12 protein-coding genes are annotated in these 15,640 nt (G+C 69.3%); 4 read left to right on the plus strand and 8 right to left on the minus strand.

Features of this window, described 5'->3' with window-relative positions; all coding sequences use genetic code 11:
• Positions 1 to 18: 18 nt before the first annotated feature.
• Positions 19 to 795, minus strand: coding sequence for a DUF3108 domain-containing protein (locus tag GEMRO_RS0121075; RefSeq protein ID WP_169728422.1), 777 nt, complete (start codon positions 793 to 795; stop codon positions 19 to 21).
• A gap of 53 nt (positions 796 to 848) precedes the next feature.
• Here GEMRO_RS0121075 and GEMRO_RS32905 point away from each other — a divergent pair, with 53 nt between their 5' ends.
• Complete coding sequence (locus GEMRO_RS32905; RefSeq protein WP_027135593.1) at positions 849 to 2,087, plus strand: alginate lyase family protein; 1,239 nt, start codon at positions 849 to 851, stop codon at positions 2,085 to 2,087.
• 4 nt (positions 2,088 to 2,091) lie between these two features.
• Positions 2,092 to 2,787 (plus strand): glutathione S-transferase family protein, encoded by a 696-nt coding sequence (locus GEMRO_RS0121085; RefSeq protein ID WP_027135594.1) that lies wholly within the window; start codon positions 2,092 to 2,094, stop codon positions 2,785 to 2,787.
• Between the two features lie 79 nt (positions 2,788 to 2,866).
• Here GEMRO_RS0121085 and rpsD read toward each other — a convergent pair whose 3' ends face one another.
• The 5 genes from rpsD to GEMRO_RS0121110 all read right to left on the minus strand — a co-directional run bounded on the left by rpsD (position 2,867) and on the right by GEMRO_RS0121110 (position 8,661).
• The gene (gene rpsD / locus GEMRO_RS0121090) at positions 2,867 to 3,481 is read right to left on the minus strand and encodes a 30S ribosomal protein S4 (protein ID WP_027135595.1); all 615 of its coding nucleotides are present in this window, start codon (positions 3,479 to 3,481) and stop codon (positions 2,867 to 2,869) included.
• 90 nt (positions 3,482 to 3,571) lie between these two features.
• Positions 3,572 to 4,369, minus strand: a complete 798-nt coding sequence (locus GEMRO_RS0121095; protein ID WP_084507291.1) for an RNA methyltransferase — start codon at positions 4,367 to 4,369, stop codon at positions 3,572 to 3,574.
• Positions 4,366 to 5,973 (minus strand): citramalate synthase, encoded by a 1,608-nt coding sequence (cimA, locus tag GEMRO_RS0121100; RefSeq protein ID WP_027135597.1) that lies wholly within the window; start codon positions 5,971 to 5,973, stop codon positions 4,366 to 4,368. The genes GEMRO_RS0121095 and cimA overlap by 4 nt, the downstream gene beginning before the upstream one ends.
• Positions 5,970 to 7,406, minus strand: a complete 1,437-nt coding sequence (gene cysS / locus GEMRO_RS0121105; RefSeq protein ID WP_035485763.1) for a cysteine--tRNA ligase — start codon at positions 7,404 to 7,406, stop codon at positions 5,970 to 5,972. Before cysS ends, cimA begins: the two co-directional genes overlap by 4 nt.
• A 112-nt stretch (positions 7,407 to 7,518) precedes the next feature.
• Positions 7,519 to 8,661 carry a lytic polysaccharide monooxygenase gene (locus GEMRO_RS0121110; RefSeq protein ID WP_027135599.1) on the minus strand — a complete coding sequence of 381 codons (1,143 nt, stop codon included), beginning with the start codon at positions 8,659 to 8,661 and terminating at the stop codon, positions 7,519 to 7,521.
• A gap of 857 nt (positions 8,662 to 9,518) precedes the next feature.
• Between GEMRO_RS0121110 and GEMRO_RS0121120 the strand changes: the two genes are divergently transcribed.
• Positions 9,519 to 11,381 carry an amidohydrolase gene (locus tag GEMRO_RS0121120; RefSeq protein ID WP_051329312.1) on the plus strand — a complete coding sequence of 621 codons (1,863 nt, stop codon included), beginning with the start codon at positions 9,519 to 9,521 and terminating at the stop codon, positions 11,379 to 11,381.
• Between the two features lie 310 nt (positions 11,382 to 11,691).
• On the opposite strand, the gene GEMRO_RS0121125 is transcribed toward GEMRO_RS0121120, so the two are convergent.
• A complete protein-coding gene (locus tag GEMRO_RS0121125) occupies positions 11,692 to 12,213 on the minus strand; it encodes a TetR/AcrR family transcriptional regulator (RefSeq protein WP_027135602.1) in 522 nt (173 codons plus the stop codon).
• A 67-nt stretch (positions 12,214 to 12,280) separates the two neighbouring features.
• Here GEMRO_RS0121125 and GEMRO_RS0121130 point away from each other — a divergent pair, with 67 nt between their 5' ends.
• Positions 12,281 to 13,351 carry an alcohol dehydrogenase family protein gene (locus tag GEMRO_RS0121130; RefSeq protein WP_027135603.1) on the plus strand — a complete coding sequence of 357 codons (1,071 nt, stop codon included), beginning with the start codon at positions 12,281 to 12,283 and terminating at the stop codon, positions 13,349 to 13,351.
• A gap of 35 nt (positions 13,352 to 13,386) precedes the next feature.
• Here the strand turns inward: GEMRO_RS0121130 and GEMRO_RS0121135 are convergent, their stop codons facing one another.
• On the minus strand, positions 13,387 to 15,579 hold the full coding sequence (locus GEMRO_RS0121135) for a GumC family protein (RefSeq protein WP_027135604.1): 2,193 nt from the start codon (positions 15,577 to 15,579) through the stop codon (positions 13,387 to 13,389).
• Positions 15,580 to 15,640: the final 61 nt, after the last annotated feature.

Here is a 15,640-nt window from a genome sequence, read left to right on the forward strand (position 1 = left end):
CCGGTGCAACGCCGCCTGCTAGCTGCAGGCGGCGTTGCCGGAACAGTCCTGGGCGAGCTCGATCGAGGAGGCCGTGCCTCCATCCTGTGTCTGGACCAGGAGGGGGACCGCGCGTGGATCGTTGCTGACCCGCGCCTCGATCCACCGCCCGTCGTCGGACTGCCACTTCTTCAGCCAGGAGGAGTTGCTGGCCGATGCGATCGGCTGGATCACCAGCCTGGCACGGGCGGCGCCGTTCTCGGCCGGCAGTGCCGTGGCTTCGATGTCGTAGCGCGAGCGGCCATCGAAGATCGGCACCGTCTCGCGATCCGAGCGATCGGCGGAGGCCATCCAGCGGCGGATCCGCAGGATCCCGGTGAGCGGGTCGACCGTGTTCGCCCAGAGTTTCTTCGGAATGTCGACCTTCTGCGGCTCGCCGCGCTTGAGCAGAACGATGTCGGCCGGGTTGCCTGCTTCGTCGTAGTGGATCTCGATGTCGCGCGTGTAGCGTCGGCTCTCGTAGTAGGCGCGGTAGCGCTGGGACACGAGGCGTCCGTCCAGCTCCCGCGCCACGGAACTCATCTGGCCGCTGTAGGAGGTCAGCAGCGACGCCACGCCGCGGCTGGTGATCGTCATGCTGCCGGCGACGGCGTCGTCATCCGGCCGGAAGGCCAGGACCAGGTCGGCCACGTGGAGGCCGCCCCAGTTCACGCCCAGCCGGAAATCCTCGGCCACGGTGTCGGCGGCAAGGCCCATGCGTGGCAGGAGCGTCGCCGCAGCAAGAGCCCCGATGAGCACGCCACGTCGGTGGATCATCGTCGACACATCTCCAGTCTCTTGCGATAGGGACGGCATTCGCGGTCAATCTGATGGCATCGATGCAACTGTCGGACAAGTGGTTCGGGCGCTTGGTGGTTCCAAGCCTCCTGATGGCCGGATTGGCAGGATGCGAGAACGGCCTGCCCGACAGCCCGTGGACGATCGTGCAGCCGTCCCGGCTGGAACGGCCGGGCGTCGTGCTGTTCGATCCGGAGGCGCGCCATGCCGAGCTTGCCGCCATGGACCTGCGGGCCCGCGCCTTTCTGTGCGGCCCGCCGGAAGAGGAATGGCAGAGCTTCAAGGCGATCGCCCGCCCGAAGGCGCCGGGCAGCAGCAAGGGCAAGTCCGCCGAGCCCTTCGCCATGGAGGTGATGCGCGCCACCGCCTGGGCGGTCGCCACCCATGACCACGGCTCCATCCGGGCGGTGGTCCGGGTGATGGACCGCTGGGCCAAGGGCGAGGCGCTCACCCAGGTGGACGAGACCAGCAACGAGCTCTACGCGGTCAACCGGACGGTCCTGCCGTTGATCGTGTCCTGGTCGGCGCTGAAGGGCGAACTTGCCCGTGACAGGGAGAAGACCGCCCGGATCGAGCGGTGGCTGGCCGACCTGATGCAGCTTCGCCGGCAGATGGCGCCGGCACCGGGCAAGACCACCGCGCGCAACAACCACCACTACCTGAACGCCAGCGTCGACATGGCGTGGGGAGCGCTGACCGGCAACCGGAGCGCGTTCGACCTGGGCGTGGCAGCCTACATGGATGCGCTTGCGGCAATGCGCGCCGACGGCTCCCTGCCGCTGGAAACCAACCGGGGCGCCCGGGCGCTCTGGTACCAGCGCCATGCGATCGCCTCCCTGGTGACCATCGCGGAGATCGCCTCGGTGCAGGGCGTCGACCTGTACGGACGGGAGATCGAGGGCCGGTCGCTCCACACCGCGGTCCGCTTCCTGATCGATGCGATCCAGCAGCCGGAGATGGTGCTGGGCTACGCCGCGGAGAACCACAACCCCGGCACCGCGGACGAGTGGTGGATGCAGGATCTTTCCTTCCTCGCGACGCGAGGGCATGGCAGGCACTACATGGCCTGGGTGGAGCCCTACCGGACCCGTTTCGCGGACCGGCCGGAGGCCCGGGAGCTGAGCGCGCTCCTGGCGGCCCGGGATCCGGACTTCCAGCCGGCGATCGACGACTATTCGGGCGGGAACATGAGTTGCTTCTTCGCTGATCCCCCGGCCCGGTTCGCCATCTCGACCGTCTCCGCCGTCCAGTCGCAACCCGACGAAGGATAAGAGCTTGATTCGCTTCTACTTCAACCTTGCGCCGAACCCGATGAAGGTGGCGCTGTTCCTCGAAGAGGCCGGCCTCGACTACGAGGCGGTCCCGGTCGACACCCGCAAGGGCGAGCAGCACAGCCCGGAGTTCCGGGCGATCAACCCGAACGGCAAGCTGCCGGCGATCGTCGACAAGGACGGGGCCGGCGGCGCGGTGACCGTGTTCGATTCCAACGCGATCCTGCTCTACCTGGCCGACAAGACCGGGAAGTTCACAGGCTCGCCCGCCGATCGCGGCCAGCTCCTGTCCTGGCTGATGTTCGTCGCCACCGGGATCGGCCCCTATTCCGGGCAGGCGGTGCATTTCCAGAAGGCTGCGCCGGAGCAGCTGCCCTACGCGATCAACCGCTACCGGCGCGAGGTCGAGCGGCATTACGAGGTGCTCGACCGGCGCCTTCAGGGCCGGGCCTTCATCGTCGGCGACGACTACAGCATCGTCGACATGGCGGCGTGGGGCTGGATCATGCGGGCCGACTTCGCGCTGGGCGGCGACGACCCGCTGGGTGACTTTCCGGAGCTGAAGCGCTGGTACCAGTCGATCGACGCGCGGCCGGCCGCGGTGCGGGCGCGGGCGATCGGGCAGGGACACACGTTCAAGCAGGAGATGGACGAGGACGCCAAGCGGGCCCTGTTCCCGTCGAACTACCCCAAGGGGTGACCGGCCAGCCCGGCAACGAAAAGGCCCGCCGGAGCAATCCGGCGGGCCTTCGCGTCTGTCGAAACCGTTCGACGAAAGATCAGCGCGAGTAGAACTCGATCACGTCCGACGGCTTCATCTCGACCGGGTAGGGAACATCGGCGATCAGCGGGGTGCGGACAAAGGTGCCCTTCTTCCCCTTGGTGTCGACCGAGACATATTCCGGGATGTCGCGCTCGGCGAGGTTCAGGGCTTCCTCGACGAACGGGAAGTCCTTCGCCTTGGGCGACAGCTCGATCAGGTCGCCCGGCTTCACGCGGTACGAAGGAATGGTGACCCGGCGGCCGTTCACGTGGACATGGCCGTGGTTCACGAACTGGCGGGCGGCGAACGGGGTCGCCACGAACTTCATCCGGTAGACCACCGCATCCAGGCGGCGCTCGAGCAGGCCGATCAGGTTCTCGGCGGTGTCGCCACGCATCGCGGAGGCAGCTTCGTAGGTGTTACGGAACTGCTTCTCGGTGAGATTGCCGTAATATTCACGGATCTTCTGCTTCTGCGCGAGCTGGACGCCGTAGGGCGTCACCTTCTTGCGCTTGGCACCATGCTGCCCGGGACCGTAGGCGCGACGCGCGAGCGGATCCTTGGCGCGGCCCCACAGGTTCACGCCCAGACGGCGGCAGATCTTGCTCTTCGCGGCATTACGCTTAGTCATCGACCCTCGATACCCACGGCACGACAAAAACAACGCCGCTTCCCAGATCGAAGCAGCGTGGCGGGAGCTATAGCGACACCATCGGCGATGTCAAGGCGCTGTCTCCTTGCGACGGCGCACCGTCGCCAGTTCCTTCACGATCCCGCGGAACAGATGGACCTCCGAGGTCGTGAAACCGCGGCGCTCCAGCATGGTCTCGATGGTGAGCGCGAAGGTGCGCCGACGGTCGGCAGTCTTGAAGAAGTCCACCCCGTCCAGTTCCACCATCAGCGCCTCGTGCAGCCGGTGCACGTCGGCCTTGGATGCCGGGACGCTTTTGTCGGTGGAGGCTGGCAGGGGACGCTCCGGGCGCTGGCGGTGCCATTCGTAGGACGCCAGCAGGACCGCCTGGGCCAGGTTCAGGGACGGGAAGTAGGGATTGACCGGAATGGTCAGGATCGCGTCGGCAAGGGCGATCTCGTCGTTCTCCAGGCCGGTCCGCTCGGGGCCGAACAGGAAGCCGACCCGGTGCCCGTCGGCGATCGCCTGGTGGGCGGCCACCGCGACCTGCTCGGCCTCCAGGACCGGCTTGGTCAGGTCGCGGCTCCGTGCGGTGGTAGCATAGAGCGTGTTGACGTCGTGCAGGGCGGCCGGGAGGTCCGGGAAGATCTCCATCCGGTTCAGCACCTCGTTGGCGCCGGATGCCGCCATCAGCGCCTTGGCGTTCGGCCAGCCGAAGTTCGGGGCGACCAGGCGGAGCTGGTAGATCCCGAAATTCAGCATGGCGCGTGCGGCGGTGCCGACATTCTCGGCCATCTGCGGGCGGCTGAGGATGACCACCGGGGCCTCGCCCAGGGTCTCGATTCCGCCGCGCAGGGTCTTGGAGCGGATCATGCTGGCGTCCTTCACGCGGCCTCCGCGGCAGACGCGCGCTGCTCGGTGACCAGCTTCCAGACGATCGCGTCGCAAAGGGCGGCGTAGGAGGCGTCGATGATGTTGCCGGACACGCCGACGGTCTGCCAGACCCGGCCGTCCTCGTCGGCGCTCTCGATGATGACCCGGGTGACCGCGGCGGTGCCGGCACGCGGCGTCAGGATGCGCACCTTGTAGTCGACCAGCTGCATGTCGCGCAGGCTCGGATAGATGTGGCTGAGCGCCTGGCGCAGGGCGGTATCCAGGGCGTTCACCGGGCCGTTGCCCTCGGCCACCGTGTGGAAGACATGGCCTTCCGCCAGCACCTTGATGCTGGCCTCGGACAGGTCGGTCACGTGGCTGCGAGCGTCGAAGCGGCGCTCGTTGATGACCCGGAAACGCTGCAGCTCGAAATAGTTCGGCAGGATGCCCAGCGAGCGGCGCACCAGCACCTCGAAGCTGGCGGCGGCCCCGTCATAGGCCCAGCCTTCCGCCTCGCGTTCCTTGATGGTGCGCAGGAGGTCCTGGACCTGGTCGTCGGACGGCGAGACGGCCAGGCCCATCTCGGTGAAGCGCGAGAGCAGGTTGGAGCGGCCGGCCTGGTCGGAGACCAGCACCTCGCGGGCATTGCCGACCAGGCCCGGGTCCAGATGCTCGTAGAAGCTCGGGTTCTTGGCGACAGCCGAGGCGTGCAGGCCGGCTTTATGCGCGAAGGCGGACGCGCCGACATAAGGCGCGTGCCGGTTCGGCGTGCGGTTCAGGCGCTCGTCGAAGGTGCGGCTGATCTGGGTCAGCCGCTTCATGCCCTCGGGCGTCACGCCGGTCCGGTAGCCCATCTTGAGGACGAGCGTCGGGATCAGGCTGACCAGGTTGGCGTTGCCGCAACGCTCGCCCAGCCCGTTCAGCGTGCCCTGGACCTGCCGGGCGCCCTCGCGTACCGCCGCGATCGAGTTGGCGACCGCGTTGCCGGTGTCGTCATGAGTGTGGATGCCCAGCCGGTCCGGCGGCACGAAGGCCGCGACCTGCCGGGTGATCGCCGCGACCTCGTGGGGCAGGGCGCCGCCATTGGTGTCGCACAGCACGATCCAGCGCGCGTCGGCTTCCAGGGCCGCCTCCAGGGCGGCGCGGCCGTAGCCTGGGTCCTTCTTCCAGCCGTCGAAGAAATGCTCGGCGTCGAACATCGCCTCCTTGCCGCGCGCCACGAGGGCCGCGATGGAATCGGCGATCATCCGCAGGTTCTCGTCAGGCTCCACCCCCAGCGCGTCGACGACCTGGGCGCGCGAGGACTTGCCTACCAGGGTGACCGCCTTCGCCTGGCCGCGCAGCAGAGGTGCGAGGACCGGGTCGTTGTCGGCGGAGCGGCCGGCCCGGCGGGTCATGCCGAACGCGGTGAAGACGGCCCGCGCCAGGGCCGGCGGCTTGGCGAAGAACTGGTCGTCGGTCGGGTTGGCGCCCGGCCAGCCGCCCTCGACATAGTCGATGCCGAGCTCGTCCAGCAGCCTGGCGATCTTGATCTTGTCGGCCACCGAGAAGTCGACGCCCTGGGTCTGGGCGCCGTCGCGCAGGGTGGTGTCGTAGAGCCAGAGGCGCTCGCCGCTCATGACGCCCTCCGCCAGGTGGTGCCGCCGGGCCCGTCCTCCAGGATGATGCCGCGCGCGGAAAGTTCGGCGCGGATCCGGTCGGCCTCGGCGAAGTTCTTGCCCTTGCGCGCGGCCAGGCGTGCGGCGATCGCGGCCTCGATCTCCTGGCTGTCGTCGGCCACGGAGCCTCCCTTCAGCCAGGCCTCGGGCTCGGCCTGCAGCAGGCCCAGCACCGCGCCGGACGCCCGAAGCCGCTCGCGGTCCTCGGGTTCGTTCGTGCGGTTGAGGCGGCCCAGCAGGTCGTGGAGGACCGCCAGGGCCTTCGGCGTGTTCAGGTCGTCGCACAAGGCCTCGAGCAAAGCGGGCTCAGGTTCGTTCGTGCGATCCGCCCGGCCTCGGGTTCGTTCGTGCAAATCGCCGTTCTCGGGTTCGTTCGTGCGAAGCGCGGGAACCCGGGCCAGGGCGCCGTAGAAGCGGTCCAGGGTCGCCTTGGCGCGCTCGATGCCCTCCCAGGAGAAGTCCAGCGGCGAGCGGTAATGGGTGCCGAGCGTCCACAGGCGCACGGCCTCGCCCGGCGCCTTGGCCAGGACGTCCTCCACCGTGGTGAAGTTGCCGAGCGACTTCGCCATCTTCTCGCCGTTCACGGTGACGAAGCCGTTGTGCAGCCAGAAGTTCGCCATGTGGGAGAGGCCGCGCGCGCAGCAGGTCTGGGCGATCTCGTTCTCGTGGTGCGGGAACACCAGGTCGATGCCGCCGCCATGGATGTCGAACGGCACGCCCAGATGATGCTCGGACATGGCGGAGCACTCGATGTGCCAGCCGGGCCGGCCGCGGCCCCAGGGGCTGTCCCAGCCGGGCTGGTCCGCGGCGGAAGGCTTCCACAGCACGAAGTCGGCCGGGTCGCGCTTGTAGGGGGCCACGTCGACCCTGGCCCCGGCGATCTGCTCGTCGCGGTCGCGGCCGGACAGGCGGCCGTACCCGGCGAACGACGGCACGTTGAACAGGACGTTGCCGTCCTTCTCGTAGGCGTGGCCGTTCGCGATCAGCGTCTCGATCAGCCGGATCATCCCGGCGATGTGCTGGGTGGCGCGCGGCTCGTGGTCGGGCGGGGTGCAGCCCAACGCCGCCGTATCCTTGTGGAACTGCTCGGTGGTGCTGCGGGTCACCTCCTCGATGGAGATGCCGCGCTCGGCCGCGCGGTCCATGATCTTGTCGTCGACGTCGGTGATGTTGCGCACATAGGTTACCTGCGGGAAAAGCTGGCGCAGGAGCCGGTTCAGGACGTCGAAGACGATCAGGGGCCGGGCGTTGCCGATATGGATCCGGTCGTAGACGGTCGGTCCGCAGACATAGAGGCCCACCCGGTCCGGACGAATCGGCGCGAACGGCCGCTTGGCACGGGTCGCGGTATCGTGGAGGGTAAGGGTCGGCGACAAGGGACCGGTTCCAGCCATGGACGTTGGTGGGCGCAATTGCCCGCCGCGCCGGGCGGGTGCCCGGCGCGGGTCACGCTGGATATCAGGAAGTGCGCGCGGATTCCAGGAACGTCCGGGCAGGCGTGGCGGGCTAGCCGGCCGGCTGCCAGAGGGCCGGGGTGGTGGACGGCGTCCAGCCGGCGCCGACATAGGCGGTGTGCGCCTGCAGGCAGCGATAGGTGCGGCCCTGATGGGTCACGGCCTGGCCGACCCGGTAGCTCGTCCCTTCCTGCCAGGTTCCGCTGCCACCCGTGCCGCCGCCACCGGTGGCTGGCGTATCGATGTCGATCTCGTAGCCGTGGCCCGGGTGCCGGCTGCTGCGATAGACCCGGTTGGCGGTGGCGCTTGCGACCGGCGTGACCGTCACGTTGGCGCCGCTGGTGCCGAGGACACCGATCCGGAAGATGGACGAGGCGTCGTTGACCGCCTTGGCCAGGGTTGCCGGCCATTTGGCGGCCTTGCCGGTGGCGGCCGAGAGGGTAACGGCGTGGCGGGCGACATCGCGGCCGGCCGCGTCGAACACGCGCAGGGTCGCGGTGGAGCCGGCCGGCAGGTCGGCCCGCGCGACCACCTGGCCGGCCTCGTCCCAGCTGACCGGCGGGGTGGCGCCGCCAATGGCGGCGATCCGCACGTCCGAGCAGGAATAGAAGGCTTCCGGGCTGTCCGAGCGCTGCCAGATCGCGAAGATCACGTGCCGACCGGTCTTGCCGGCCGGGAGCTGGACGTTCATCCGGAAGCGGTGGTCGACCGCTTTCGGCGACGAGACCGAGGCGAACCTGGCGAGGTCGGCCCATTTCAGCGGTGCCGCCGGGTTCCAGCCGTCCCTGGTGATGTAGAAGTCGACATAGCGGGCGGCGTGGACCGCGGTGGCGTGGAACACGAAGGGGAACCGGCCCGAGGCGTCGGGTACGATGGTGGTGGCCGGCCAGTCCTGGCCCGGCAGGTCGAGCCCGGCATATTTGGAGCGGCCGCCGGCGCAGATCGCGCCGTCGCGGACCAGCCTGGCATGGTCGCCGTTGGCCTGGCCCTGGTTGACCTCGTTCCAGTCGTAGAGCGGCTGGGTGCCACCCGCCTGCACGACGGCCTTGCAGGCGGCGCTTTTTGGCGATTCTGGCCCTTCCTTGTAGCAGGCATAGACCCGGCTGATCGGCACTTCCATGGTGCCGTGCGCGGCGGCGGCCAGCGGGAAGAACAGCAGCGACAGGCCGGCGAAACCGGCGAATCCGATCTTCATGCCTCGACTCCAGAGGATGGGCGACGGATCAACGAAGTAACGGAAGAATGCACACTTGCCCATGCGCCTTCATGTTATTGAAGCGGCAAGAAATAGTATGAATATTACTTGAATTTGTTTGAAAATTTCCGCAAACCGGGTTGATCCGGCATGAGGGAGTTGCGTCTTCCGGATTGGCTGCGATGCGGCCGGGCGCGGTCGTTCGCCATCCGCGCGGCGACGTCATGATCCATGGTCGTCACGGCAGGTCGCCCCTTGCCATGGTTCGGCACGAACGGCGCGCAAGTCTTCTCGACCGCGGTCATTCCGGCCCGCAAACGCCGCCCGCGCTCGCGAAGCCTCACCCATGGATGAAATTTCCCGTTATACGGTAGAGATCGCCTCGGGCACGCCGACGCTTGGTGCGTTCATCAAGCATCCGACGCGCTACCAGAGAGGCTGCATCGTCGTTCAGGAGGGCAGTCTCCTCGATGAGACCAATCCCGCTATGCGCCCCAACGATTTCCCGACCCCGGCATCCGCATCGAGGGTCTTCGCGTCGCTCCTGGTCGACGTGCTGATCGAGCAGAACGAGCCCGCCGGCGCGCATGTCGGGAATGTCGCGGGCAGCGCCTGGGAAGGGATCAAGGTTGCCCGCATGCTCGACTTGGCCCCCGGCCTCGACGCCATCGGCAGGCCTGAGCACTTCGCGGATGCCGCCGCGATCATCGCGCGGATGCTGACCGCGGGGATGGGCGGACGATCCAGACCTATCTGCGTCCCCTTGCGATGTCCGGGTTCTCCGGAAGCTGAGGAAAGTTTTTGTGCCGAAGCTCAGCAGCCGAGGGCGCGGCAGAACCGTCGTCAGTGGAGGAAACATGTCGGACAAGACGTTCCATGGCTGCCCCTGCTGCAGCGGCACGTTTGGCGGGCTGTTCGCCGTCAACGAAACGGTGCGCCACCTGAAGGATCAGGCTGCACCCGGGAAGGGTTGGTCCTGCAACTGGGGGATCGACTGGATGGCCCTCCATCGGCGGGATCTGCTCAAGACCGGCGCCGCAGCGGCCAGCCTTGCGGCGCTGATGCCGAAGAAGGGTCTGGCGCAGACCGCCGCCGAGGGGCAGGCCACCACCGTCTTCACCAACGGCAGCGTGCTCACCGTCGATGCCGATTTCTTCGAAGGCGAGGCGATGGCCGTGCGCGGCAACCGCATTCTGGCCGTGGGCACCGACGGCGAGGTCCGCGCCGCGGCCGGCGACGGCGCCGCCATCGTCGACCTCGACGGCAAGACCGTCCTGCCGGGCTTCATCGATCCGCATACCCACGTCATTTCCGGCTCCGTCGTCGATTCCATCATGGACTATGTCGGCATGGCCCGGTTCGCGACGGCGTCCGAAGTGCTGGATCATATCGCCATGCGAGCGGCGCAGACGCCCGCTGGCGAATGGCTGGTCTTCCGCAACTTCGATCCTGCGGTGCAGGAGGGACCGGACGCCCTGACCTTCACGGAACTCGATCCGATCTCGACCGAGCACCCGATCTTCGTCCTGAATGCCTCAGGTCATCTGGCTTATGCGAACTCGAAGGCCTTCGAGGTGTCAGGCATCACCGGGGACGTCGAAGACCCGCCGGGTGGCGAGTTCGTTCGCGACGCGGAGGGCAACCTTACCGGCTTCATGAAGAACAACGTGGCATTCCTGCAGGTCGCGTCGAACTACCCGGCGATGACCGAGGCCGATCCGGTCGGAGGCCTGATCGCCCTGCTCGACAAGTGGTGCGCCGTCGGCCTCACGACGGTCTCGGAGTTGAGCCTCGGCGCTCTCGCGCAGTCCCCGGCGGACGCGCAAGTCATGGCTGCGGCGGCGCAATCGGGGCGTCTCAAGGCCCGTATCCGCGCCTATCCCTTCTATACCTTGGGGACGAAGGCCTGGGCCGATGCCGGCATTCGCCAGGGCGATGGCGACGCCATGGCCCGGATCGCGGGCTTCAAGCTGGTCGCCGATGGGTCCAACCAAGGTTTCACCGGGTTGCAGCGCGAGCCATACCTGAACCGCGAGGATCGGGGCCTTGCCTACATGGAACCCGGCGAACTGACCGCAATGGCGCTCGATCGGGCCGAGAAAGGCTGGCACCTCGCCATCCACGGCAATGGCGATTCAGCCATCGACAACATCCTCGACACCTGTCAGGCGCTGGCCGACGCGGGCGTCGACATGTCGAAGGTTCGCCCGCGGATCGAGCACTGCTCGATCCTCCACGACGAGCAGATCGAACGGATGCGGCAGCTGGGTGTGTCGGCGAGCTTCCTGATCGGGCACGTCCACTACTGGGGGATCGCGATGCGGGATGAGGTGTTCGGCGAGGAGAAGGCGCAACTTCTGGACCGGTGCCGAAGCGTGGAGCAGGCCGGCGTCGGCTTCACCCTGCATTCGGACTTCCTGGTGACCGACCCGGACCCGCTGCACATGATCGAGATGGCGGTGACGCGCCGGACATGGAAGGAGCCGGATTTCGTGCTGGCGCCGCACGAGAGGATCTCCGTCGAATCCGCCATCCGCGCGGTGACGTCGGAAGCTGCCTGGCAGCTGTTCTCCGAACACGAGGTCGGGAGCCTGGAGCCGGGCAAGCTGGCCGACTTCGTGATCCTCGCTCGGGATCCCCGCAGGGTCGATCCGGACACGATCAAGGATATCGGCGTCATCGAGACCTGGATGGACGGCAAGCAGGTCTATTCATCCTGACCAGCCCAGGCGGCGCGAGCCACATCGCGGCGAGGCGACCTTGGCGCCGGTAGGGAGGATGACGGCTCGAGGCTTTGGACCGGCGATAGGGCGCAACGAAGGCGACTGGTGCTTCGGGCTCAAGCCGGGCACCTGGCCGCCACGGCGCCACGTTGCGGAGCATCCTCCACAGCTTTCCTGACAACCAGTCGGGGTTTCGCTGCCCGGAACCGGAGCAGGCCCACGCAATACGCGGCCCCCCGGTGTGGTGATTTTCGGAATGGCGGATCGCCATGGTCCTCGTGCCGCTTGCCGCGAGGGCCGGAACGGATCAGCCCGCGGCGCGCAGCAGGGCCGAGAGACGCCGGGCGCTCGCGACCGCGGCCTGCCCCTCCAGCGGCCAGCTCTGGGTCAGGCCTTCCAGGATGAGGGTCAGGTCGGCCTCGCGGCCGGGCAGGCCGCAGGCTAAAGCCGCCTGCCTTGCCACCTCGGCCTTGTGCCGGAGCAAGAGGGCCCGAAGGTCCGGGTCGGACGGCGCCGCCGCCACCGCCGCGTGGAACAGGCAGCCATGGGAGGCCTCGGTCTCCATCCACCCCGCCACCCGGTCGATGATGGCGTCCAGCGCCTTTCCCCGGTCGTCCGGCAGGTCGGCGAACAGCCGGGCCAGGTAGCGCTGGTGCCGGTGCTCCATCGCCAGGCGCACCATCTCCTCGCGGGACGGCGCATATTTGTAGAGGGTCCGCAGGCTGACGCCGGCGGCCTCGCGGAGATCCTCGACGCTCGGCTGGGCAAAACCTTGCGCCGCGAAGGCGCGCTCCAGCCCGGCAGCGATCCTGTTGGCCATCTCGGTCATGGTTGACCTGGTAGAGCGATCCCTCTACCTGAGCAAGTAGAGCGATCATTCTACCTGCGAGGTTCCCATGACCAAGCTCCCGCAAACGATGCAAGGCGTCGTCCTGACCGGCCATGGCGGCCTGGAGCGCCTGCAATGGCGGGACGACCTGCCGGTCCCGCAGCCTGGGCCTGGCGAGGTGCTGATCCGGGTCGGCGCCTCGGCGGTGAACAACACCGACATCAACACCCGCACCGGCTGGTACTCGAAGAGCGTGCGCGGCGACACCGCATCCGGCGCCTCGGGCGGCCATGGTGCCGCGGCCGACAAGGACGGCAGCTGGACCAACAGCCCGCTCGCGTTCCCGCGCATCCAGGGGGCGGACTGCTGCGGCCGGATCGTGGCGGTCGGGCAGGGCGTTTCGGTCGAGCGGGTCGGCCAGCGCGTGCTGGTGCGCGCTGTCCAGGCGCCGGACGGGCCCGGGCTGCGCATCGCCACCTTCGGCTCGGAACAGGACGGCGGCTTTGCCGAGTTCACGGTCGCGGCCGACCACGACGCCGTTGCGGTCCGCTCCGGCTGGTCGGATGTCGAGCTCGCCTCGTTCCCCTGCGCGTTCTCGACCGCCGAGGGGATGATCCAGCGCAGCGGGCTCGGCGCGGAGCGGGTGCTGATCACCGGGGCCTCGGGCGGGGTCGGTTCGGCCGCGATCCAGCTGGCGCGGCGGCGCGGGGCGACGGTCACCGCGCTCACCAGCCCGTCCAAGGCCGACGCCCTGCGTGCGCTCGACGCCCATACCATCCTCGACCGGGACGAGCCGGTCCCGCAGCGGGCGTTCGACCTGGTGCTGGATCTGGTCGGCGGGCCGCGCTGGCCGGAACTGCTGGACGGCCTGCGCGATGGCGGGCGCTATGCCACGGCCGGTGCGATCGCCGGGCCGATCGTGGAACTGGACCTGCGCACCCTCTACTTGCGCGACCTGTCCCTGTTCGGCTGCACCCACCAGCCGCCGAACGTGTTCACCGACCTGGTCGGCTATATCGAGGCCCAGGAGATCCGCCCGGTGGTGGCGGCGGTCTATCCCTTGCGGGACCTCGCCGCCGCGCAGGAAGCCTTCCTGACCAAGTCCCATGTCGGCAAGATCGGGATCGCCGTCGCCTGAGCGCCGGCCGGCCCGGCAGGACCACGCCATCCGGTTCAGGTCGCGTAGTAGCGGGCGTGGCGGACATAGGCGAAGGATCGGTCGTCCAGGCCGTAGAGGGCCTGGCGGCGCAGGTCGACCGCGGTCAGCACCGCGCCGACCAAGGGCGCCCGGACCTCGCGCAGCTCGGCCACGGCCCGTGCGATCAGCCGGTCGCCGGTTTTTCCCCAGCGCGCCAGCAGGAGCACGCGGTCCACCGAGCGGGCGAGCAGCTTGGTGTCGGCCACGGCCAGGGCCGGGGCGGCGTCGACCACCACCAGGTCGACGTCGCGGGTCAGGGAATGGACGACCTGGCGCAGGCGCTCGCCGCTCTGGCTGGCCAGCGCGGTGCGGCCGGCGGCGCTGCCGGGCAGGATCCGCAGGCCCGAGCGGCGATCGGTGCGCAGCGCCTGCTCCAGCGTCGCCCGGCCGGCCAGGATCTCCTGCAGGCCAGGGCCCGCCGGCAGGCCCAGCCGCTCCAGGACCGAAGGGTGGCGGAGGTCGCCGTCGATCAGCACCACCCGCAGCCCCTCCGCGGCGGCCATCCGCGCCAGGGAGATCGCCGTCGTGGTCTTGCCTTCCTCCGGGACCGCCGAGGTGACCAGCACCGAGCGGCCGCGGCCCTCCGGTCCCTGCGGCGTGGCGAACGGGTCGGTCACCGCCGCCAGCATGTCGCGCAACGCCTCGCTGTAGCGGCCGAGCGGCTGGTCCAGGGCGACGTCGTGCGGGTGCTGGCGCTCGCGCCGGCTGGAGAGGCGCGGCACCATCGCCACGGTGACCAGGCCGGTGATCCGCTCCAGGTCCCGGGCGGTGCGCACCGAGCGGTCGCGGGATTCCAGCAGCCAGGCCAGGAGGGCGGCCAGGGCCAGCGCCACGCTGCCGCCCACCGCCATGAAGGTGGCGGGCTTGGGGAAGGCCGGGCTTGCCGGCGGGACCGCCTCGGAAACGATCCTGGCGTCCGGGGCCTGGTCGGCCAGGCGCTGGACGATTTCCTGCGCCTTCAGGTCGAAGGCGTCGAAGGCCTGGCGCCGGGTGCGCGCCTCGTCCTCCAGGCCGGCCAGCTCCTGCCGGCTGCGGGCGAGCCCGGCGGCGTCGCCCTTGATCGCGTCCAGCTGCGCGGCCAGGCCATCGGCGCGCACCCGCGCCAGCTCCGCCTCCATGTCGAGCTTCTGCAGGATCTGGTTCTGCTCGGCGCCGATCCGGCGGGCCAGGTCCTTGCGGCGGCTGCGCAGGTCGACCAGCCTTGGGTGGCGCTCGCCGTACTGGGCCAGGAGGTCCGCCTCCTCGCGCGCGGCCTGCGCCTCCAGCGCCAGCAGGTTCTGCATCGCCGGGGACTGGGCCGGCTCGGCGCCCAGCAGGCCGGTGCTGCCGTTGCGGGCGGCTTCCTTCAGCCGCTCGGTGCGGATCGCCCGGGTCTGCGCATCGATCCGGGCGTCGATCAGCTGGCGGGACAGGGCCCCCATCTGCTCCTCGCCGCCGCCGAAAGACGCGACCAGCACCGGCTTGGCGGCGGCCCTGGCCAGCTCCAGCCGGGTCTCGGCCTGGATCATCGCGTCGCGCATCTGCGTCCGGCGCTGCCGCAGCCGCTCCTCGACCCGCTCCGCCGCCTCCAGCTTCTGGGCCAGGCGCGCGGTCACGAAGGCCTGGGCGACCTCGTTGGCGACCTGGGCGGCCTTGACCGGGTCGTGGGAGCTCCAGGCGATGCCGAACACGTGGCTCTTGCCCTCGCGGCTGCCCTGCAGGCGCTCCAGGAACCGGTCGAGCTGGCGCGCCGGCGGCTCGCCCTGGACCGGCAGGATCGGCACGTCGGTGGTGGCGGCGGAAGCACCGCCCAGTTCCAGAAGCCAGGCTGCCATCCGGCCGAGCCCCCCGCCGCGGGCCTCCAGCTCCGCGCCCAGGTCCAGGCGCTGGATGACCTCGCGGGCCATGGCGCGCGACGCGATCTGGCGGATCTGGCTGTCCAGCGTGCCGCCTTCCGGGGCCGCCACCACCTGGTCGAACCCGTCCGGCCCACCGGCGGTGACCGGCTCGTAGATCACCTCCGCCCGGGCCACGAACACCGGCTCGATCAGCCGCGCCGCGAGCGCGCCGCCGCCGATGCCCAGCGCCAGCATCAGCGCGCCCAGCGGCCAGTGCCGCCGCACCACCAGCAGCTGCTCGACGATGCCCGGTTCCTCGGCGGCCGAAGGCTGTCCCCGATCCTGCGTCATGCCCGCTCTTGCCCCGGTCGACCCATGGCGACGCAGCATAGAAGAAAACCGGAGAAATTCA

Source organism: Geminicoccus roseus DSM 18922 (genome assembly GCF_000427665.1).
GTDB classification, from domain to species: Bacteria; Pseudomonadota; Alphaproteobacteria; order Geminicoccales; family Geminicoccaceae; genus Geminicoccus; species Geminicoccus roseus.